This is a genomic window from Proteiniphilum sp. (genome assembly GCF_040307845.1).
Lineage (GTDB): Bacteria > Bacteroidota > Bacteroidia > Bacteroidales > Dysgonomonadaceae > Proteiniphilum.
This window is the reverse complement of sequence record NZ_JAWRIS010000020.1, coordinates 143,668-166,065: the sequence shown is the minus strand read 5'-3', so window position 1 is coordinate 166,065 and position 22,398 is coordinate 143,668. Positions and strand designations below refer to the sequence as shown.

At 42.8% G+C, this 22,398-nt stretch carries 14 protein-coding genes and 1 tRNA gene; 10 read left to right on the top strand and 5 right to left on the bottom strand.

Annotated features, from left to right (window positions below; translation table 11 throughout):
* Positions 1-16: 16 nt before the first annotated feature.
* Both ABV001_RS05330 and ABV001_RS05325 read right to left on the bottom strand, forming a co-directional pair.
* Positions 17-3,118, bottom strand: a complete 3,102-nt coding sequence (locus ABV001_RS05330) for a SusC/RagA family TonB-linked outer membrane protein (protein WP_294082423.1) — start codon at positions 3,116-3,118, stop codon at positions 17-19.
* Positions 3,119-3,181: 63 nt separating this feature from the next.
* A complete protein-coding gene (locus tag ABV001_RS05325) occupies positions 3,182-4,837 on the bottom strand; it encodes a carboxylesterase/lipase family protein (RefSeq protein WP_502929853.1) in 1,656 nt (551 codons plus the stop codon).
* Between the two features lie 303 nt (positions 4,838-5,140).
* Here ABV001_RS05325 and ABV001_RS05320 point away from each other — a divergent pair, with 303 nt between their 5' ends.
* The 4 genes from ABV001_RS05320 to ABV001_RS05305 all read left to right on the top strand — a co-directional run bounded on the left by ABV001_RS05320 (position 5,141) and on the right by ABV001_RS05305 (position 12,503).
* Positions 5,141-9,100: a hybrid sensor histidine kinase/response regulator transcription factor gene (locus ABV001_RS05320; protein WP_352421843.1), complete on the top strand. Its 3,960-nt coding sequence runs from the start codon at positions 5,141-5,143 to the stop codon at positions 9,098-9,100.
* Positions 9,101-9,229: 129 nt separating this feature from the next.
* Positions 9,230-10,129, top strand: a complete 900-nt coding sequence (locus ABV001_RS05315) for a bifunctional enoyl-CoA hydratase/phosphate acetyltransferase (RefSeq protein WP_352421842.1) — start codon at positions 9,230-9,232, stop codon at positions 10,127-10,129.
* A 51-nt stretch (positions 10,130-10,180) separates the two neighbouring features.
* On the top strand, positions 10,181-11,260 hold the full coding sequence (gene buk, locus ABV001_RS05310; RefSeq protein ID WP_294082415.1) for a butyrate kinase: 1,080 nt from the start codon (positions 10,181-10,183) through the stop codon (positions 11,258-11,260).
* Positions 11,261-11,309: 49 nt separating this feature from the next.
* Positions 11,310-12,503, top strand: coding sequence for a hypothetical protein (locus ABV001_RS05305; RefSeq protein ID WP_352421841.1), 1,194 nt, complete (start codon positions 11,310-11,312; stop codon positions 12,501-12,503).
* Here the strand turns inward: ABV001_RS05305 and ABV001_RS05300 are convergent.
* A complete protein-coding gene (locus ABV001_RS05300; protein ID WP_352421840.1) occupies positions 12,500-13,876 on the bottom strand; it encodes a dipeptidase in 1,377 nt (458 codons plus the stop codon). The genes ABV001_RS05305 and ABV001_RS05300 overlap by 4 nt on opposite strands.
* Before the next feature lie 131 nt (positions 13,877-14,007).
* Positions 14,008-14,889, bottom strand: a complete 882-nt coding sequence (locus tag ABV001_RS05295) for an SMP-30/gluconolactonase/LRE family protein (protein ID WP_352421839.1) — start codon at positions 14,887-14,889, stop codon at positions 14,008-14,010.
* Positions 14,890-15,099: 210 nt separating this feature from the next.
* Here ABV001_RS05295 and ABV001_RS05290 point away from each other — a divergent pair, with 210 nt between their 5' ends.
* The gene (locus ABV001_RS05290) at positions 15,100-17,166 is read left to right on the top strand and encodes a hypothetical protein (protein WP_352421838.1); all 2,067 of its coding nucleotides are present in this window, start codon (positions 15,100-15,102) and stop codon (positions 17,164-17,166) included.
* A 284-nt stretch (positions 17,167-17,450) separates the two neighbouring features.
* Positions 17,451-17,537, top strand: a tRNA-Ser gene (locus tag ABV001_RS05285).
* Positions 17,538-17,770: 233 nt separating this feature from the next.
* Here the strand turns inward: ABV001_RS05285 and ABV001_RS05280 are convergent.
* Positions 17,771-17,926, bottom strand: coding sequence for a hypothetical protein (locus ABV001_RS05280; RefSeq protein WP_349678749.1), 156 nt, complete (start codon positions 17,924-17,926; stop codon positions 17,771-17,773).
* A 98-nt stretch (positions 17,927-18,024) separates the two neighbouring features.
* Between ABV001_RS05280 and ABV001_RS05275 the strand changes: the two genes are divergently transcribed.
* The 4 genes from ABV001_RS05275 (at position 18,025) to ABV001_RS05260 (ending at position 21,948) form a co-directional block, all read left to right on the top strand.
* Positions 18,025-18,879, top strand: a complete 855-nt coding sequence (locus tag ABV001_RS05275) for a BRO family protein (RefSeq protein ID WP_352421837.1) — start codon at positions 18,025-18,027, stop codon at positions 18,877-18,879.
* A gap of 409 nt (positions 18,880-19,288) precedes the next feature.
* Positions 19,289-19,573: a HepT-like ribonuclease domain-containing protein gene (locus ABV001_RS05270; protein ID WP_294082401.1), complete on the top strand. Its 285-nt coding sequence runs from the start codon at positions 19,289-19,291 to the stop codon at positions 19,571-19,573.
* A 402-nt stretch (positions 19,574-19,975) separates the two neighbouring features.
* Positions 19,976-20,926, top strand: a complete 951-nt coding sequence (locus tag ABV001_RS05265; protein WP_352421836.1) for a hypothetical protein — start codon at positions 19,976-19,978, stop codon at positions 20,924-20,926.
* Positions 20,927-20,937: 11 nt separating this feature from the next.
* Positions 20,938-21,948: a hypothetical protein gene (locus ABV001_RS05260; protein WP_352421835.1), complete on the top strand. Its 1,011-nt coding sequence runs from the start codon at positions 20,938-20,940 to the stop codon at positions 21,946-21,948.
* Positions 21,949-22,398 lie beyond the last annotated feature (450 nt).

Sequence of the window (22,398 nt, the reverse complement as noted above, 5' to 3'; positions counted from 1 at the left end):
ATTCATTTGAGGGTTATTAAAACTCCAGATTAACACCGAACACCACTTTTTTAGAACTCGGATAAGAACCTTTATCAACGCCCATCCCCGATGTAGAGTTGGCTGCAGCTTCAGGGTCAAACCCTGGATATTTGGTGAAGGTGAAGAAATTGTCCAACGATCCATACAGTCGGAGATTGCTGATATTGATTTTGTTCGTGATGTTTTTAGGAATGGTATACCCCAACTGGATCTGTTTAATCTTAAAGAACGAGCCATCGTATACCAATGCATCAGAGACCTGGTATTTATCCATATTAGTGGCACCGGCACGTGGTACCGAACCGTTTGTGTTGGAAGTTGTCCAACGATTGTCATAGAACACTTCCCTCATTTTATTGGATGCCGCATAATCGGGACGATTGATTGCATTGAAGATGTCATTTCCACTAGAACCAGTGCCAAACACTGTTAAGTCAAGTCCTTTCCATCCGGCAGTCAAAGTAATACCGTACGTAAAGTCAGGAATGGCATCACCGATATATGTCAGGTCACCATCGTTTAGATCGCCGCTATTGTCCAAATCCGCAAATGTAGGATTGCCTGTTTCCGGATCCACACCGTTGAATTTATATCCCCGGAAATAATAGACGGGGTATCCCTGTTCGAAATAGGTGATGGTATTCGTATGAAAGTTCACACCTGAAAGACGAGTGATGGAAGGATCGATATAGGTCACTTTATTCTTCAACGTGGCTAGGTTTGCACTGATGCTATAGTGAAAATCGTTGATATGATCCCTCCAACCTAACTCAAACTCCCATCCTTTGTTGCTCACATCACCGGCATTCATTGGAGAGGTAGATCCACCGATAATCAATGAAGGAGTGGTACCTGACACTAACAGGTCTTTGGTTTTCTTATCGAAATAGTCCATGCCGAAAGTCAGCCTGTCACGGAAGAAGCGGGCATCGATCCCGATATTTATCTGCTCGGAGGTTTCCCATTTCAGCTCATCATTACCCAACGTCGACGGAGAGGTGCCCGTAATGTAGGTATTTCCCGGCACAAAAGGATAAAGTCCGCCTAATGCCATGTCTGTGCTATATGCATAGCCTCCCAATGCGGCCAAACTGCCATTCTGGCCCCAACTGGCACGAAGTTTCAGGCTGCTGATTTGATCCCTCAGTGGGGCGAAGAAATCTTCCTCTGAGATTGTCCATCCTGCCGATACTGCAGGGAAATATCCCCATCGATTTGTAGAAGGGAGATAGGCAAGGTCGGCAGCATCAGCACGAAGCGATGCTTGCAGGAAGTAACGCCCCACAAATTCATAGCCTACACGTCCGAAGTAGGAGAGCTTGGCCGTACGTGTTTTTTCTCCACCGACCCCTTTAATGGCAGAAGCCGAAGCATAATTCAGATAATAGAACAGTGGATCATTCTTCAACAACGCGTCTTCCTCATTAGCCGCAAGACTGCCGTATACGAAATCATAAGAAGACTCTTGGTATGACATCCCCAACATGCCCGTTACCGTGTGGTCTCCAAAAGTTTGCATGTAATTGGCAAAGTTTTCCCATTGATAATAAATCGTTGTGGAAGAGGTATTGTTCTGTCCCACGTAATCGCGGCTCTGTGTGGCATTGCCATAGAATGGGAGGGTGGTATTCGAGCTGCGGGTGCCGGATAATCTATATCCGAAACGGGAAGTAAGGGTTAATTCCTTCAGAGGCTTAAAGTCGCCATAAACAGAGCCGTTGACATTATACCCGCTGTTTTTACCAATATTGTTGTCCCGCATGATCATAGGGTGATACTGCTCACCAGCGTAGTATTTGGATACGGCATAATAATCTCCATTCTCATTCTGTAGTAAATGCTTGCCATTGTTTAGGGCGGTTAACATCTGAGACGGCAAATTCTCATAACTATAGGTATCCGGTGTCAAAGGATCCAGCTGTAGAATAGAGGTGAGCAAGCTGCCATATTCGTTATTAGTTGACACACTCCGGACATTGTACTTTTCAATTTGGTTAGTCGTTCCTACTTTTAGCCAAGGTTTAATCTCACTTTCAGAATTGATGGTGGCAGTCAAACGTTGGTATGAATCAGCATCACCTTTTACAATGCCATCATCATCTAAATAGGAAAGCGACAGGTAGTAGTTACTTTTTTCGTTCCCATTCATGAATGCAATGTTATGACGCTGCATATTGCTGTTCTCAAAAGCCACATCCGCCCAAGCTGTATTGGTAACGCCATTCCAGTTTTGTAAAAGATAATCCTGTGTAAAGGTATTCGATTCTACCATATAGTCTATGTACTGTTCTGCATTCAACATTTTAGGAATGTTTGCCAGTGATTGAGAGGAGTATTGGAAATCATAAGAAATTTTACCTTGACCGGCTTTCCCTTTCTTTGTGGTGATAAGTACCACACCATTCCCCGCTTCAGCACCATAGATAGCAGCAGAAGCAGCATCCTTCAGCACTTCCATGGAAGCAATATCATTTGGATCAATACCACTGATATCCGACAAACGAACGCCATCTACAACATAAAGAGGATTAGATGACACATTCGATGAATAGCCACGGACACGTACGGTAGGAGATGATCCCGGAGCTGCCGAAGTCTGAATGACTTGTACTCCCGCGGTTTTACCTTGCAATGCCTGTTGTGCGTTGCTAATAGTCCGGTTCTGAATATCTTCAGGTTTCACCTGAGAAATTGCGCCGGTAACAGAACTTTTCTTCTGCACGCCATACCCCACTACAACAAGTTCATCCAATGCTCTTGTATCTTCTTCGAGTATGATGTTGACCACTGTTTGATCATTTACCGTCACTTCCTGAGTTGTATAGCCGATGTAAGAGAAGCTGATCACACTGCCCGCGGGTAGGGAAAGTTGATAATTACCGTCGAAATCGGTCACGGTTCCGTTGGTCGTTCCCTTTTGTACTACACTCACGCCAATCAATGGATCGCCGGCGACATCGGTTATCTTTCCGGCAACTTGCGCGTTTTGAGCGTAAGCGGCTGAAAAAAAGAAAATTAAAACTCCCAGAAGAGAAGCCAGTCTTTTCCTGGCGTTTCGATCAGTTGTTTGTGACAAATGCACAGTTACTTTTTTCATACGATACTAGTTATTAATATTTATAATTCTGTTTTATCTCCGCGTAACCCCCAGAGAAAGGGTTTATAGTCCTCGATACGGTATGGTGTCAATGAGTTGGAGCACCGCCTGGTCGTGATTATTCCATATCTCACACCGGTTGTCGAAAATCATGGTGGCGCCATCCACCGGGTCAAATGCCGGCCATTCAGGCAATAATTCTGTATTCGGATTTCCGGCACGCGCGAAATTAATCCACGCCGTACTCATTCTTTCTGCCAGCACATACGCCTCTTTTCCTCCTCCAGTCATGCTCCTTGATCGATAAATATTGTCGAATACGAAAGGAATTTCCATACAATGGCTCGCGCGTAACGCGTAGTCAAGCACGGGGGATTCCCAAGTAAACAGGTACATATAGACCGGAGCGCCCTGTTGCTCATGTTTCATTTTTGCCTGGCGCACCGCGTCCGGACGGAAGCGGAAGTCAACGTCAAACAGGTCTGCGGTTGTATGATCAGGATAAGCCCTGGCGAATGCTTCAAGAAAGCGATCAGTTTGTTTGCCATAGGTCTTTTCTAATTCCTTCTTGGCCTCATTCCTGCTCAGAGTCTTCAACTCCGGTCTCCAGCCGCTCATCATGAATTCGTGCAACGTGGAACCGATCATCATCGGAACGTTTTTCGATATCTCGGGAGCCTTGCCCTCAAATGGTTGTGAAGGCAATATGTTTCCGTCGACAGTGGGCGACCAGTTGAAAAGAAAGATGTTGAATCCCTCTTTGAGGCTCTCTTCCTTCACTTTCGTGATCGCCCTATTTCCAGCGGCCAGGAGTTGCTCGTATGGAATATGCTGCAATTCCTCTATCTGTGACGCTTTAAGTCCTAATTCCTCTATTGTGGCAGCGCCGATCCGGCGGGAATATTTGGATTCCATAGTTCTGAGCAACGATCCGCTTTGCACGATCGCTTTATGGAAAAGACCCTCCGCGGCGGGCGTTGCCATTAGGGTGGTCACTTTCCCACCTCCACCTGATTGTCCGAACAGGGTCACATTATTGGGATCTCCTCCAAACTGTTCGATGTTTTCTTTGACCCATTCCAGCGCGGCAACCAGATCGAGCAATCCCACATTTCCCGATTGCGCATACTTGTCACCGAAAGCCGACAAGTCCAGAAATCCCAATACATTCAAACGGTGATTCAATGAAACCACCACCACATCACCCCGGCGAGCCATATTGGATCCCTCATACGCGGGGTGTTCCTGCCCTGAGCCGGCGGCGTATCCGCCCCCGTGAAGCCAGACCATGACGGGCCGCTTTTTATTATTGCCTGTCTTGGGCGTCCATATATTTATCCGCAGGCAATCTTCACCGGGATACCCATCGTCCCAGTCGAAGGCAAATGCCTGCGTGTCCGACAGCCACCCGCTCCGGAATCCCTGGGGGCTGGTTGGACCATAAGCCCGCGAGCTTCTTACACCTTCCCACGGCTCCGGTTCCCGGGGTGGCATAAACCTGTCGGCTTCGGCGTACGGGATCCCCTTAAAGATATAAACTCCCTCTTCCTTGTATCCGGCCACTTTGCCGGATTTGGTTTGTACTACCAGATCTTTTCCATTCGTGATAATCTCTCCTCTATAGGTAGCGGATGCTTCACGGGAGGAAGGATCTGCCACGCAAGAGATAAAGGCGAATATGAATACAAGACTTGAATAATAATGCCTCACAATACACATTTTTAATTTGATAAAGTTAAATTTCACATAAAACCCGATGCAAACGTACCGGTTTATAATAAAGAGGGCTGTCCGCTTTATTCATTGGGTTTGCCAATATGTTTATCAACCTGTCCGATTTGTTCAAAAGATGTCTTGTTTGGTTAAAAGCTGTTTAACAACATAGCGTCTCGATCATTCTGTCTGTAAAAATTCTTTCTTTTTTGTTATATTTGCTTTATTAAACGGATGAGTATTTTGAAAGCATATTATTTCTTTTTTTGTTTTTCTGTGTTTTTTGGGGCATGTGGGAAACATCCGGACGTGAGAAATACGGAGTTACCTTCTGCAATTGCCTCCGACAATATTTCCAACCAGCATGTCTCCTGTTTTGAAGAGGATGAGTTTGGCTATATGTGGATCGGGACCAATCGGGGCGTAAACAAGTATAACGGATATAGTTTCCAACAATTCTTCCACACGGAAGATAGTCTGACCCTTTCGAGTAACCAAGCACAAAGTGTCTTCAGCGATTCGAAAGGCAGGCTATGGGTAGGCACCACCTTTGGGGTGAACCTGTTCAATAAGCAAGGTGTCTTCCGGCCTGTTCCTGTTGAAAGCTACAGTCAGAATATTGTATATATAAGAGAGGACAAGGACAAGCGGGTTTTTGTAAACACCGTTTTGGATATTTGTGAATATGATACCGAAGAAGACAGATTTGTTTCACGGATTGCATTTCCCCATGAGAACGCGGCCGTATATGGTTTTCATATTGATGAGGCGGGGCGTTTCTGGAGCGTGAGTCCTTCTATGGTGTACTGCCATGACGGGAAGACATTCTCGCTGATTTCAACTTTTCCACTCACCAAGGCTATCCATTACTCTTTTCTCCGGAAAAACGGGGAACTCTGGCTGGCCGCCGGAAATGAGACTTTTGTGTTGGATACGAAGAGCGCGGAGTTCATTCCATTGCCTTCCCCAATACGTGATCACCCTGTTTTATCCAGTGCTATCCTTACCATGATCTACCCCTATGACGATGTGTCACTTTTAATAAATACCCAAAGAGAAGGGCTGTTTCTTTTCAACACATACACGGGGGAGATCACGCATCAGTCTGACGGAAGATTCCCGTTTACCGTTCCTGAGACGGACATCACGGTTATCTACCGGGACAAGAAGAAGAATTTATGGATCGGTTCATACGATCAGGGTTTTTCTGTTCACTATGAGTACAAGCAGCGCTTTAACGCGAATGATCATTTGCGGGTGCAGATGGAAGAGAAATCGGTGATATCTACCGCGGTGGATCAAGAACAGAACCTGTGGATTGTTACCCGGACCCATGGATTGAAAGTGTGGAGCCCGTTGGAGCAGCGGTTGAGGGATATTGACATGAGTAGCTTATTCATTGAAGACAAATTTTTTCAGGATCGTGTAAATGCCATTTTTATAGATTCGAAAAATACTGTCTGGTTACAGACAAACGGCAAGATTATACGTTGCAGGTACAGTAATAACCAATTGGTGCGGGATAAGACTTTCAATCTGGGATTGAATATAAACAGTATGACTGAGGATTATTTTGGCACCATCTGGGCCGCGGGAAGTGGTGAATACCTCTATTTCCTGAATGAAACCGATGAATTTGAGTCGATCCAACTTTACCCCAAAAGTTTCAATTTCACCAACGGACTGATCTCTCTTTCGAACGGGAAATTACTGATCGCCTCTTTCGGAAGGACCTTGCGTATCATTGATCCACGAACCAAAGAGATGGAAGAGGTTGACATCCTGTCCCATATTCATTCGGGTGTCTTTTTCCCCATAGCAGCATACGAGGACTCGAGGGGAGATGTGTGGATTGGCACCTATGGCAACGGATTGTTTAGATTCTCCCTGCGGGACAAAACGATTGAGCCTGTCAAAGGGCTGGCCTGCAACGACGTGAGCAGTATCATCGAAGATGCACAAAGTAATTTGTGGATCGGCACATTATATGGGTTGAGCAAGTATGATTCCACGACAGGCCAGATCACCTCCTATTACAAAAACGACGGGATAGGGGGGAACCAGTTCAATGAACGCAGTTCGTGCAGACTGAATAATGGTTCGGTGGTATTGGGCGGCACCCATGGTCTCACCATATTCGACCCCATTGATGTGACCAACCGTAGCAGGATCCCTCTTTTTATTGAAGAAATGAAGATTCACAACCGAAAGGTGGTGCCCGAGGAAGGGGGTATCATTGAAACTGAAATGATCATGAATCCCCCGGTTACGCTGGCATATAATCAGAACAGTTTTCAGATATCCTATGCGGCACTTGATTACAGTGAGTTCCATCGTGTGAAGTATGCCTATAAGCTGGAAGGATTTGACCCGTATTGGATTGAAGCAAATACACTCCGGCAGGCATTTTACTCCAACCTGCCGGCGGGAAAATATACATTCAAGGTAAAAAGCATGAGCACCGACAATTCGGTGGAGGAGGTCACCACATCGATCTCCCTCCAAGTCAAACGTGCCCCCTGGCTAACAATTCCCATGCTTGTTTTCTATCTGCTGGTAATATTAACTACGGTCTTCTTCATATTCAACCTGGTGATCCGTTTGAGGACAAACCGCAGAAAAATTAGTCAGGCGGTCTATGAAAAGGAACAGGAGAAAAAAATAAACCAGGTGAACATGAGTTACTTCGCGAATATTTCCCACGAGTTCCGGACGCCATTAACCATGATTGCCGGCCCCATCAACCAACTGGGTAATGATCCGGACATCAACGATGAAAACCGGAACCTGCTAATGATCGTGCAGCGGAGCGTGGATCGTATGTTGAGACTGATCAATCAGCTGATGGACTTTAACAAGTTGGAAAGTGATGTGCTGAGTCTCAAGATCGATTTTGTGGAGGTCACTGCCGTCGTGAAGGAACAACTTGAAATATTCCGTATCAACGCGGAAGAAAAGCAGATCTCGATGATCACTTCCGGTCTGCAAAATCCTTTCCGGATGTGGGCAGACACAGACGTGCTGCAAAAGGTACTGAGCAATCTTCTGTCGAACGCGTTGAAATTCTCAAAACCGGGAGGTGTGATCGATGTCCGTTTCGATGTCGTATCCCGGGAGGATGCAGCCGATAGTTATCCTTTGACCGAAGAAGACAGGGATAAGGAGTATGTTCAAATATCAGTGGGAGATACGGGTATCGGTATTTCGGAGAGCCAACTGGAAGATGTTTTCAAAAAATATTATCAGGTATCAAACGGGGATTCGGGACATGTGAACTGGGGAACCGGAATCGGGCTGTATTTCTCGCGTAAACTGGTGGAATTGCACCATGGTTATATCAAAGCTGCCAATAAACTCGAGGGAGGCTCCCTCTTTTCATTTATCCTACCCGTGAATATGGAGTCTTATGCGAATTCGGAGCTGAATTATGAAACCGGGACGGAGTCAGAATCCAGACAACCCACACCGCCTCTTGACACCTCTTTCTACCAAACAGAACAGGAGAAACCGAACGAAAAGCCCAAGAATACACTCTTGGTGGTGGACGACGATACCGAAATCACCTATTACCTCAAAGCACTACTTTCGCCGGCCTATAATGTTGTCACCGCTTTTGATGCAGAGAAGGCGTGGAAATTGATTGTAGATGTGGAACCCGACCTGATTATCAGCGACGTGATGATGCCGGAGACTGATGGACTGTCGTTCTGTCTCAGGCTCAAGGAGAATATCTCCACCAGTCATATTCCGGTTATCCTGCTCACTGCCAAAGTCACCATCAATGACCAGATAGAGGGTTTGAATGTTGGCGCCAATGCCTATGTCACCAAACCGTTCGACCCCTCTTATCTACTCGCTTTGGTGAAGTCACAACTGAAAAACAGGGATTACTCCAGAGAGATACTCTCCGGATCCACAAAATCGAATACTCTCTCGGAAGAGATGCTTAATTCGCAGGACATGGCATTTATGGATAGCTTGTATAACCTGATGGAGACAGAACTGTCCAATCCTGAACTGAATATCTCCCGTATGACGGAAATACTTCATATCAGCCGTACCAAATTCTATTATAAGGTGAAAGGACTCACGGGTGAGAATCCGAATGTATTCTTTAAGACCTATAAATTGAACCGGGCTGCCGAACTCATCCGTGAACGCAAATATACGATGTCGGAGATCGCCGACTTGACCGGGTTTAGTACCGCTTCTCATTTTTCTTCAAGTTTTAAAAAGAAATTTGGCGTCTCTCCCAGCGAGTTTTCATAAAGAATGCCCCAAATCTATATTTATCACTTCCTTTATTTACTTTTTGTCAAAAAAACGCTTGATTTATAGCTGCGGATTGCTATATTTTTTGTTTATTTGCAAGTAAAACGACGCAAAATAATAGTTGCTATGATCCGCGATTTGACCGAATTACTCCGGAAAGCGAAAAACCGACCCATCCGAAAGATGGCTGTCGCCGCTGCCGAAGACGAACATGTTTTGAAAGCCTTGCAGGATGCTATGAAAGAGGGAATTATCATTCCCTTGCTGGTGGGTGATAAAGAGAAAATTCAACGAATAGCACAACTGATTGGTTTTTCCCTGGATGGCATCGAATTAATTGATAATAGGGAGGGTGCGGCTGTTTCTGCCCGGATAGCCGTATCGAAAGTAAAAAACGGGGAGGCAGATATTATCATGAAAGGTTTCGTGGGTACCGGTGATCTCCTGAAAGCGGTACTGGATAAAGATATAGGATTACGTACGGACCAGTTGTTGAGCCATGTGGCTTTCTTTGAATCTCCTTATTACCATAAAATATTTTGTGTAACGGATGTCGCAATGAATATTGCTCCCGATCTGGAAGCAAAGGTCCAGATCATTCACAATGCGGTGAAAGCATGTCAGGGAATCGGGATCGGGAATCCTAAGGTGGCAGTGGCTGCCGCAGTAGAAACCGTGAATCCAAAGATGGAGGCAACGGTACATGCTGCTCTATTGAAAGAGATGAATGCAAGAGGTGAGGTGAAAGGGTGTGTGGTTGATGGCCCATTCGCCATCGATATCGCGGTGAGTACGGCGGCAGCACGACATAAAGGCATCGGCGGGGAGGTGGCGGGCGACTGTGATGTAATCCTTGCACCCGATATCGAAGCGGGAAACATGTTTTACAAGGCGCTCAATTTCTTGGGAGGGGCTTCCTCGGCTGCGGTGATAATGGGTGCCGCTGTGCCGGTCGTACTGACTTCGCGGTCAGATGATGAACGGAGTAAATTGCTCTCTATCGCTCTGTCCACGCTGATAGATTAATGGAGGGCAGCTTCGAAAAATGATTCTAAACCAATAAAATAAAATATAGATATGGCAATAAATACACGTATTTTAGTGATTAACCCCGGCTCCACTTCCACAAAAATCGCTATCTTTCAACAGGAAAAAGTGATTTTCCTGAAAACGATTAAACATTCACTGGAAGAACTGAGCAAATTCAAAAGGATCACAGACCAATATGAATACCGCAAGGAGGTTGTTTATGAAGAATTGAAGAATGCGGATGTGCCGGTAGAGACGATTGATGCGGTGATTGGTCGCGGTGGACTGGTCAAACCGATCGGCTCCGGAATTTATCGGGTGAATGAGGCGATGAGGAAAGACCTGCTGGAATGCAAACGCGGGGAACATGCCAGTAACCTTGGCGGATTGATAGCCGCCGATATTGCAAAGCTACTCCCGTCGGCCGAAGCTTTTATTGCCGATCCGGTGGTGGTGGATGAGCTCAATCCGTTGGCCAGATATTCGGGACACCCCGACTTCGAGAGGAGTTCCATCTTCCATGCGCTCAACCAAAAAGCAATTGCCCGCACACACGCCAACTCTATCATGAAGAAATATGAGGATCTGAACCTTATCGTGGTTCATTTGGGAGGAGGCATTACGGTTGGGGCACACAGCAAGGGACGAGTCATTGATGTGAACCAGGGGTTGGATGGCGATGGCCCTTTCTCCCCGGAACGATCGGGGACACTCCCCGCGGGAGCGCTCTTGAAAGCGGCTTTCAGCGGCCGGTACACTTATGAAGAGATGTATGCCATGATTATGGGGAAAGGCGGAATGATGGCCTATCTGGGAACAAATGATGCCTATCTGGCCGAACGGGAAGCGAAAGATGGAGATGAAAAATGCAAGGAGGTGCTGGAAGCCATGGCCTACCAGGTGGCAAAAGAGGTAGGAGCTATGTCTACCGTGCTGAAGGGTGAAGTGGATTCGATCCTGATCACCGGGGGGATTGCCAATAGCAAATGGTTCTGTAACCTTGTCATCGAGCGGGTATATCGTATTGCTCCTGTCCATGTCTATCCGGGACAGGATGAGATGGGTGCTCTGGCAGAGAACGCCCTTCTTGCGATTAACGGTGATATCGAGATAAAAGAATATCAATAGATTTACGTGATATACCGAACTTTCAGCCGGAACCGAACTCTTATAGTAGATGTATCTTTTTAATCCCGAGAACGATCTCGCACTGGCTCATTTCACTGCGAACTATACCCCGCCCGCGTCTGCGAACCGGATGACGGAAGAGTTGGCTATCCTGCCCATTTGGTATGCCGGAATGGATCGAAGGACCTTCGGAAGGAATAATAAGGAAGCGGTAGTAATTGCCGAAGGAGAGTTGAACCATTCATTTCTGGCGTCAATCAAGAAAATTTTACCGCTCCATGCATCACTGATCCCTTTTTCTGATATAGCGTTATACCCTCATCTCAAAATTGTTCCCTGGGGATGGAATCCTACGTTAAGGAAAAAACTTGTATCGTACGGCGCAAATGAGGAAGTATTGCCTTCACCGGAAGAATTAATATGTCTGAGGCATTATTCGAGCAGAAGACATGCCGTAGAGATATTGAGTGAATTGAAAACCGAAGAAGCAGGTGTTTGCGGAGAATCGCATTTCTTCACGGATACGGAGGAATTGTATAATTGGTTGGAGTCTTCATCCGGGAATAAGGTGCTGAAGATGCCTCTCTCCGGTAGCGGAAAAGGGTTGATATGGATATTGGGCGGAATTACGGATAAACAATGTGACTGGTGTCGGAGAGTTGTCCGGGAGCAAGGTGGGGTAGTAGCGGAGCCTGTGCTATCCAAAGTACAGGATTTCGCGATGGAATTTTACTTGCATGAAGGCAAGGCCGATTTTGCCGGTTATTCCTTGTTTAGGACAGCTGCTTCTGGCGCATATACCGGAAATGAGTTGCTTAGCGATGCGAGGATTGAGGAAAAGCTTGGTAAATTTGCTTCAATTGAATTATTACACCGGCTTAGATACTCCATAGAAGAAAAATTATCCCACCGTTTCCCGCTTTATACAGGTTACGCGGGAGTCGACATGATGGTATGTGAGACCTCCTGCGGATATCGTATCCAACCCTGTGTGGAGATCAATATGCGAATGAATATGGGGTTGGTTGCGCGTTTCTTCCATGAACGGTACATGCATCCCGGTGGAGAAGGGAAGTTCGTAGTGGATTATTTTAAGAAACCGGAAAGCGCTTTGTCGTTCAATGAGAAAATGCAACGGGAATCCCCTCTCAAAGTAGAGAACGGAAAGATACTTTCCGGCTACCTGTCGTTGACTCCCGTTACCAAAACCACGAGTTATGTTGCCTATGTAAACGTTTTTTAGCTCTTCACACTCATATTACTAAAATACTGATAAAAGAGAGGAAGTGTTCTGATACCGTTATAGAACTGTTCTAGCGGGAAGTTCTCATTGGGAGAATGAATGGCATCCGATCCCAGTCCAAAGCCCATCAATACTGACTTAATTCCCAATATCTCCTCGAAAGTGGCGATGATGGGAATACTGCCACCGGAGCGAACCGGTACGGGATCTTTTCCGTACACATCCTTCAATGCTTTTTCTGCCGCTTTGTAGGCAGGGAGATCAATAGGGCAAACGTAGGAGGGCCCTCCATGGAGGTATTCTACCTTCACTTTTACCGATTTCGGGGCGATGGATTCAAAATATTTCACAAATAGTTTCTCTATTTTCTTATAATCCTGATTTGGAACCAGCCGGGTGCTGATCTTGGCATAAGCTTTGGAAGGTAAAACTGTCTTGGCTCCCTCACCGGTGTAGCCGCCCCAGATACCGCATACGTCGAAAGTAGGTCGTATGCCGGTGCGTTCATTGGTGGTGTATCCCTTTTCCCCGGAGAGTTCTTTCACGCCGACCGACTTCTTGTATTCCTGTAGGGAGAAAGGCGCTTTGGCCATCATAGCCCGTTCTTTTTTTGAGACCTCTAACACGTCGTCATAGAAACCGGGAATGAGAATATGTCCCTCATCATCCATAGTCCGGGCGATCATCTTTGAGAGAATGTTGATAGGATTGGCTACCGCTCCGCCGAATATCCCTGAGTGGAGATCGGCAGAAGGTCCCGTCACTTCCACTTGCCAGTAGGCCAAACCGCGCAAGCCTGTAGTGATGGAGGGCACGTCAGGGGCAATCATTGAGGTGTCAGATACGAGGATTACATCGGCCTGCAACATTTTTTTGTGTTCTTTACAGAATTTGGGAAGATTGGGGGATCCCACCTCTTCTTCGCCTTCGATAAGGAATTTTACGTTGCATCCCAGTTCTCCGGATTGTACCATATACTCGAACGCTTTGGCATGCATGAACGACTGGCCTTTGTCGTCATCTGCGCCACGCGCCCATATTTTCCCGTCTTTTATTACCGGTTCAAATGGATCGGTTTTCCAGAGGTCGAGTGGATCGACCGGCATCACGTCCATATGACCGTACACCAACACGGTCGGTGCCTTATCGTCTATGATTTTTTCCCCATAAGTCACCGGGTTCCCATCGGTTTCTATCACCTCTGCTCTGTCGGCACCGGCTGCCAACAGGATTTCTTTCCACTTTTCGGCGGCACGATACATGTCGGGTTTGTGTGAAGGAAGGGATGAGATGGACGGGATGCGGATCAGTTCGAAAAGTTCATCTAAAAACCGCTGTTTGTGTGTTTCTACGTACTTGTTGATTTCGTTCATATTGTTTTTATTTTATAATAGAATTTATATCGAATAGTGTTTTATGTATTTGACTATCAATTATCTTAGTCTTCAATCAATACAGAGTCTAATGTAATAATAGTCGTTTCCCGGATTTTTCCTGAAGATATTTACTGGACACCTTTCACATTCATTTTTAAGATATAGACCGAAGTGCGTGCCGTTATGAACAAAATATCCCGGTCTTTTCCGCCGAAACAAACGTTGGACGGACTTTCGGGTATTTCGATCTCTTGTATCATTTCCCCATCCGGAGAATAAACCCAGACCTTACCCATGGTGAGATAGATGTTTCCGCGGTCATCGATAGTCATTCCATCAGAACCTTCAGGCGCAAAGAAAGTCTTACCGGAGAGGGCTCCGTCAGGCTGGATTCCATACTTCCATATTTTCCGATCGTTTATATCTGCCACGTACAATATCTTGCCGTCGGGTGTCCCTATGATTCCGTTGGGTTGTTTATAATCATCTATCACACGTGATGCCACACCTTCGTGTGAAAGATGATAGACACCCCGTACATCCTGTGCTGGTGCATGTCCCTCTTTCCAGTAGTCCCGGTGATAATAAGGGTCAGTAAAGTAGATATCACCATTAGGAGCGATCCATAAGTCGTTAGGGCCATTCAGATATCTATCTTCATAATTTTCAAAGAGAAGATGTTTCTTTTTATCGCGGTCGAAATATACAAGTTGATTATACAGATCGGCGCAAGCAACTAGCTGGCTGTCAGCATTGAAATACATGCCGTTGGATCTTCCGGTGCTATCCGACCACGACTCAATTCCCCGGGTTTCATCCCATGCATAAATGCGATCGTTAGGTTGGTCTGTAAAGAAAACTTTCCCATCAGGTGAAACAGCCGGGCCTTCGGTAAATGCATAGCCCGTACCTGCCTGTATCACTTTTGCGTTTTCTGCAATAATACTTGACTCCTGCCCGACAATGGCGACAGTGACTAATAATAAAAGCAAGGTATTTATTAATTTCATACGACTAAAACTATTTGATTGATTTGCTTTATCCACATAGCAACTCGGCAGTTACTTCCGTAAAACAAATTTTCTCCGAACAAATGTCGTGGTGTAAAACTATAAAAAAATTCTGTAACATCGGGTATATTGAAGATGTTTTTTAATTGATTTTTATATCTTTGTATAATATAAGATGCGTCTCAGCATAGTTCAACTAAAAATAAAGTCATGAAAAAATTCTTATCTTTTATTCTTTCTACTTTTCTTATCGGATTAGTGGCGTGTAACAGTTCCGATCAAAATAACAAAAATAGAATGCAGACAACCGATTTTATTTCTGAAGCCAAGGTAGAGACCGTAGTTAAACAACTCAAAGACTCTCTTGGAGAGTCTCACGCATTCCGTATAGAGCGGGGCGTATGGCAAGTGGCTGATCTTTGGAGAGAAACAGATGGCACGGTGGATGACTTCTCCGACTTTTGTAAGAACTCGTTTATCAGTGATACGGCGGAACTTTCCCGGATGTTCAATACGCTGGAACGTAATTTGGAGATAATTTACGGTTACTATCACAAGATAGATGTGATGCTCAAAGCTCCCCTGCAACTGGAAGGGCCTGAGATCACACCGGTGGACATGATGTTTGGAGGGTACGATGTTTCGGCACATCTGACAGATGACCTGTATGCCAATCAAATCGCTTTTATTACGGCATTGAATTTCCCCTTTTATACGCTGGATGAAAAAACCGGACTGGGTGAAAACTGGAGCCGTAAGGAATGGGCCTATGCGCGGATGGGAGACCGGTTTACTGCGCGTGTGCCGGCCGCTATTTTACAGGATATTTCCAGAACCATTACAGAGGCGGATGCTTATATCTCCGATTACAATATTTATATGGGAGAGCTCCGGAATGAGGCCGGGGAACAACTGTTTCCTCCTACTATGAAACTGATCTCCCACTGGGGGTTACGCGACGAACTGAAATCAAATTATGCTGATAAGGAAAGAGGGCTGGAAAAACAGCGGATGGTTTACAAGGTAATGCAACGTATTATTGACCAGTCTATTCCTCTACAGGTGATCAACAGCGATAATTATTCATGGAATCCGATAACGAATGAGTTGTTTGACAAGAATGGAGGAACTGTTGCTTCCAAACCCGAAGATACCCGGCGATATGGGGTATTTCTGAAAAATTTTCATGCCATGCGCCAGTTGGATACCTATTCTCCGGATTATCCCACCCAACTTGTCCGCGCGTTCGATGGTACCATGGAAGTACCGCAAAAAGACGTGGAAGAATTGTTTCGGGGATTACTCTCTTCTCCGCAGGTGAAAGAAGTGGCATCCTTTATCGAATCACGGTTGGGGCGTAAACTGGAGCCGTTCGATATCTGGTATAATGGTTTCAAATCGGGAGAAGGCATTCCCGAAGATGAACTGACAGCCATCACTTCACGGAAGTATCCCGATGCACAAGCATTAGAGGAAGATCTGCCCAATATTTTAGTGAAACTGGGCTGGAAACCGGCCAAAGCAAAGGAAATCACTTCCCTTGTGACCGTCGATGCTTCACGTGGCGCAGGCCATGCCTGGGGGGCTGAAATGCGGAATGATGTCGCCCGGTTGCGTACCCGGATCGGGGCGGAAGGACTGGATTATAAGGGTTACAATATTGCCGTGCACGAGTTTGGTCACAATGTGGAACAGACCATCACCATGAACGATGTGGATTATTATATGCTGAACGGCGTACCCAATACTGCTTTTACCGAAGCAGTCGCATTCCTTTTCCAGAAAAGGGATCTGGAATTATTGGGACTGAAAAACCCCAATCCGGAAGATGAATATTGGTTAGCGTTGGATAATTTCTGGTCCTGTTACGAGATCATGGGTGTCTCGCTTGTAGATATACAGGTATGGGAATGGTTGTATGCCAACCCGAACGCTACGCCGGAGCAACTGAAAGAGGCAGTGATCAATGCAGCCAAAGAGGTATGGAACACCTATTATGCCGGCATATTGGGAGGAAAGGATGAAACCCTGCTTGGCATCTACTCGCACATGATTGACTATCCGCTCTATTTGCCCAACTATCCTATGGGGCATCTGATCGCTTTCCAGATCGAGCAGCAGGTGCGGGGTAAGAACCTTGCCGACGAAATGTACCGCATGTATACGCAGGGGAGCATTATTCCCCAGCATTGGATGAAGAATGCCGTGGGATCGCCTATTTCGATAGAGCCATTGCTTGCCGCAACCCATGAGGCATTACAAGCGTTGAAGAAATAAAATCGGGCTGTTTTTCAGGGTTAGATGTACGTAATCCAACCTTGATTGTATTCTATGATCGAAGGAGAACGCTAATTTTATTCAACTATTTCATTAAGCAATACGAGCGGAAACCAAACTTGTTTGGATATTGCTGTTGCGAGAAAACGACTAATTTTAATGAACATTTTCGTTAAGCAAGTGCAGACCAAATTTATTTGTTTTGCCGAGCGCAGAAAATGTCTAACTTTAGTGAACGATTAACACTGTTTTACGGGAAAATAGCGTAATTTTGCACCTGATTAGGAAAGATGCCGGAGTGGTCGATCGGGGCGGTCTCGAAAACCGTTGTACTCTCACGGGTACCAAGGGTTCGAATCCCTTTCTTTCCGCTGAAAGAGGAAATTAGGGGTAAAATACTAATATTCCTCTTTTTTTTGTTTATTTATGTATTGATTATTAGCTTATTATAGTTTTGTTTTGTGTGTTCGATACCAGAAATAGACTGTTTATTCCTATTTTTACTTGACGATATCGATTTATTATGAGTTGAAGACAACTGGTTTATATTTAAATGATTACGGATATGCCTGCATTGTTGTCTGAAATTCCTGTTTTTAGCATATTATTTTTTAACGTTTATAGCCGGAGGGTTTCGAACTCGTATAACTTGTTGAAAAGAAGTTGATTTATTCTTTATCCTTTTTTGCTTTTCAGTCAATCTGTATTTTTGAATGAGGGTGTTCGGATTGTTGGGTTGGGTAATTTCTATCATCCCCAATTCTAAGTATTTCTAATGGAAAAAGAATTTTGTTCAATTAGAATTGGATAAAATCACTTAGTTGGGGTTATCTTTGTAAAGGTACTTAATATAATATTATGACTAAAGGAAATAATATTCAGTTATTTGAACAAAAGCAAGTTCGTACCCATTGGGACGGACAAGAGGAGAAATGGTACTTTTCCGTATCGGACGTAGTTCAGATATTATCTGAAAGTACAGACGTGAAACAATACATCAAGAAAATGCGTTCACGTGATACCGAACTAAATGTCAACTGGGGTACAATTTGTACCCCGGTTGTAATGATCGCTGCCGACGGGAAAAAAAGGAAAATACAAGCTGCCGACACAGAAGGCATATTAAGAATTATTCAATCAATCCCCTCAAAAAAAGCAGAGCCATTCAAACAATGGCTTGCAAAAGTAGGAAGAGAACGTATTGACGAAATTAATGACCCTGAGATTGGTATAGATCGACTGATGGAGACTTACCTGAGAAAAGGCTATAGCGTGGCTTGGATCAATCAACGCTTAAAGAGTATCGAAGTTCGCAAAGAACTCACCGACGAATGGGACAAACGGGGCGTAAAAAAAGGGCAGGAATACGCCATCCTCAGTGACGAGATTACAAAAGCATGGAGTGGACTTTCGGTGAAACAGTATAAAGTTCATAAGGGATTGAAGAAGGAAAGCCTTCGGGATAATATGACCAATCTTGAACTGGTGCTTAACATGCTGGCAGAAGCTACTACGACCGAAATCAGCAAGGAGAAGAAACCGAAAACATTTCTCCAAAGTAAATCGATAGCTAAAAAAGGGGGTACAATCGCAGGGAATACCCGGAAAGAAATTGAATCTCAAACCGGCAAAAGAATCGTAACATCTCTGAATGCGAAGGTCGGACTACAAGACAAAACAGCTCAGAAACAAATAGAAGGAGAGGAAGAATAAAAACAAGCGGGAGAGAAAACTGTCCAATATCAGCTTGTAAAGGAAAAGAATATCACCATTGCATCGAATCTATTATTACAGATTGTTTATTCAAACTTCCGAAAATTACTCAAAAGACGACTTCTATTTTGTATTCGAACGTCTTTCTTGTATTTGCAAAGTTCTGAGAGATATTGTTTTAATATTTAGACAAAATAAATTACTTATTGGTTATTTTCTGTAAATCAATTCTTTAAGTTTGTTGAGAAAATTTAGGAGTGGAATGAGGTGTTCGAACCTGATCCCTCTATCTCCGCGGAGATACAAAGCCAAAAGGCGATAAAAAACAGACAAAACCTACAAGTTCAATAACTTGTAGGTTTTGTCTGTTTTAGGCACATTCATTTTTTGAGAATGATGTGACCTTATATTGAATATAGACCTTGAAAAGGTTGTATCTTTATCAACTAAGAATTCATTAAATGGCATTTGTATGAGTTTCATCATTATTGGTGAAGAAATAAAACGGCTTGACAAATATACCGAAAAACAACTCTTGCCAAATTACCACTCGGTCTCGTGGAGTGATATTATGGGTATGCGAGACCGCCTTGCGCATGGTTATTTTGAAATTGATACTGATGTGATTTTTGACACATTGCGAAATGATATTTCTCCTCTTTTGGCTGTAATAAAACAGATAAAAAAGATGTAAGCACACAGCTTTAATTCCGGGTGTTATTTATTTCATTTAAAATTAAAGGTTTCACTCTAAACTAAAAACATTTTTCACCTGTTTTTTGCAAAATTTCCCTCCTGTATCAGATACCATTTTTACTTCTATTAGCCAGTTTTGTGGCCATGCCCTGTGAAAACTCCCGCACAGGAAATTTATTTCTTTCAAGAAAATCGATTTTCTTACGTAGTTTTTAAGTCCTGAGTTGTGTGGTTTGGTGTTGTGATGCATACATAATCAAATGCAATCCCAGATAAGAGTATTTTTGTGATAGCAGTTTTCTGTGGTTTATAGTGAAATAAACCTATAAAATTTTGTTGTAATATATTTATTTATTACATTTGAAGTGTAGTTTTTATTTGTATTACAAATTTATGGATTATGAAGATAGTATATTATTTAAATGAAGGCAGAAAAAAGAATCTATATTGCCGTATTAGCGATGGATCAGAAAGAGTAACCTTTAGTCTGGATTATTCAGTCGAACCAGATAAATGGAATTTAAAAAAAGGGGAAGTTGATATCGAAGATATATCTTATTTTACATTGAAAGATTTCAAGAAATATCTTACAGGGAAATACCATGAATTAAAAAATGAAGATAAAGATAATGTATTGATACGATTGAAAAACGAAGCACTCTTATTCACAAAAGAAAAGGGTATAGATGGAATTGCTGAAAGAATGTTCGATTATTTTAACAAGGACAGTGAGTTGCCCAAATATGCAGAATTTATAAAGGCCTTTGAGAAATTTAGTGGGTTAAAAAAAGGAGATTATAAGGTTGAAACAATTGGAGAAATTATTCATTTTCATACGGAGGAAGATATTTACGAAATGGATACTTATGAAGGACTAACGTCTAGATTGAGATCGTTTATTAAAAACAAATCATATGGTGAAATTTATACTGAAACAGATAAAAATATATGGAGTGAAATATATACTGATGTAGGTGTTGAAAAGCATGTTTTTTTGCCAGAATTTTTAAGACAGTGGGAAATGTATTGGAATAACCAATATCGAGAAATTAGGGAAAGTGTAGGAAAAACAAACCACTTAGATGAATTAAAGCAGCATTCTTGGAGACAATTTCAAGTATATATGGCATGTTATGATGACTGTGGAGATGCAATAAAATTAGCATGTGACATCGATGATATGGAGCTATATTCTATTTCAGTAATGACCATGATGAATATTTTTAACGCAGAAGTCTGTTATGATGAATATTGTGAACTTGAATTTGACGGGAATCCTGATTGGAAATCTATATCTCTTGATGAAGATGATGATAGCCCTGTATTTTATATTAGAACTTATGAATCTTAATTATATAGCTTATGTATTATATTGATTACGTTAACGCTGAATTTTCTCATTATCTCAACAGGTATTGTACGGGTATAGTGTTATTAAAAGAAGAAATCAAGAAAATCGCAGTTTCTTTCTATCTTTCCAATGCCTATTCAAATCACGCATGCCGTTTTTCTATAGATATTGATTTGTTTGATTTTAAAAAGTTATCAAAAGAGAATAAGGATAAGGCAAATCAATACTTTTATAATTCTAATAGTGAAACTGGAAGCCAATTCGTCTCTTTTATCTATAAGTCTCAAAGAGACCATGATATTGATATCAAGATGATCAAAGCTTTTATTGCCAATTATTCATTCGCTAAAAATCTTTTTGAAGGTTTCATCAAAAATATTATTAATGAAAGGTGCGTACTGGAAATAGAATCATTAGAGAAAGAACCTTTTTTCAATTATATAGGAGAATACATTAGTCACGGTAATTACAATGAAAAAGAAACCTCTTTCTCGAAAAAATATTTTGAGTTGAATCATAGAGATTTTGACTTTGACTGTCATTATCATAAAATACTGGTTGAGAATGCAACTCGAGAGCCCGTAGATTATGAAACAATAACAGATAAAGAATTATTCAATGCATCAGGAGGAAATATTGATGATATCAGAAGGTTTGTCATTGATGAGAAGATTCCTTATACTTTTAATAACTACCTAAAAGTAATTGATAAAATCAATATTCATGTTCCGAAACTGAAAGAAAAAATACAAAACTATATCCCTAAATATTCTTTCGAAGAGATTTATCCTCAATCGATTCTTCAAAAAATCTATGAAAAGGAAAGGGAAAAACTGGATAAGCAAATACTTATAAAACAGAAATCCGAAAAAGTTGGAGTTGAATTAGATGATATTATTTTTGTAGATGATGAATGGTGTAAAAACAAACAGTATATTGGAGTGGTACAAGAAATAAATTTACTAGGAGCCTCTTTAGAAATAAAATATATACTTTTAAATAATGATCTGTCCAAGAGTTGATTACCTATTGAATATGCCAAAGAGGAGGATGTAAAATATATTCTTAAAAAAGGGATGCTGAAAGATCGGAATATAAAAACAAAACTTCAATTAATAAATATTCTTAAAAGGGAAGGATTTAAAAATCCCTTGTTCAAAACTCGAAAGAAACGGAATTAATTTGCTGACTGTAGAGTTTGGTTTGAGTATTACAAGTTTATTTGCTGAATATCCATTTTAAGCTTTTATACTTTAGTCTACACATCCAACTTATCTATTAAAACAACAATTCAGTTTTTTCAATTTATATCTTTTCGATCAGAACAGAAAAATTTTATTTTACAAATGCCGACATGGACACGAATCCATACATAGTGAAATAAAATTAACAAGTTGCTGTTTTTTAATAATGAGGCAATGAATCAGTCATTTAAGCTGATTCAGGAAACTTAGAACAGATATAAGGTGTTC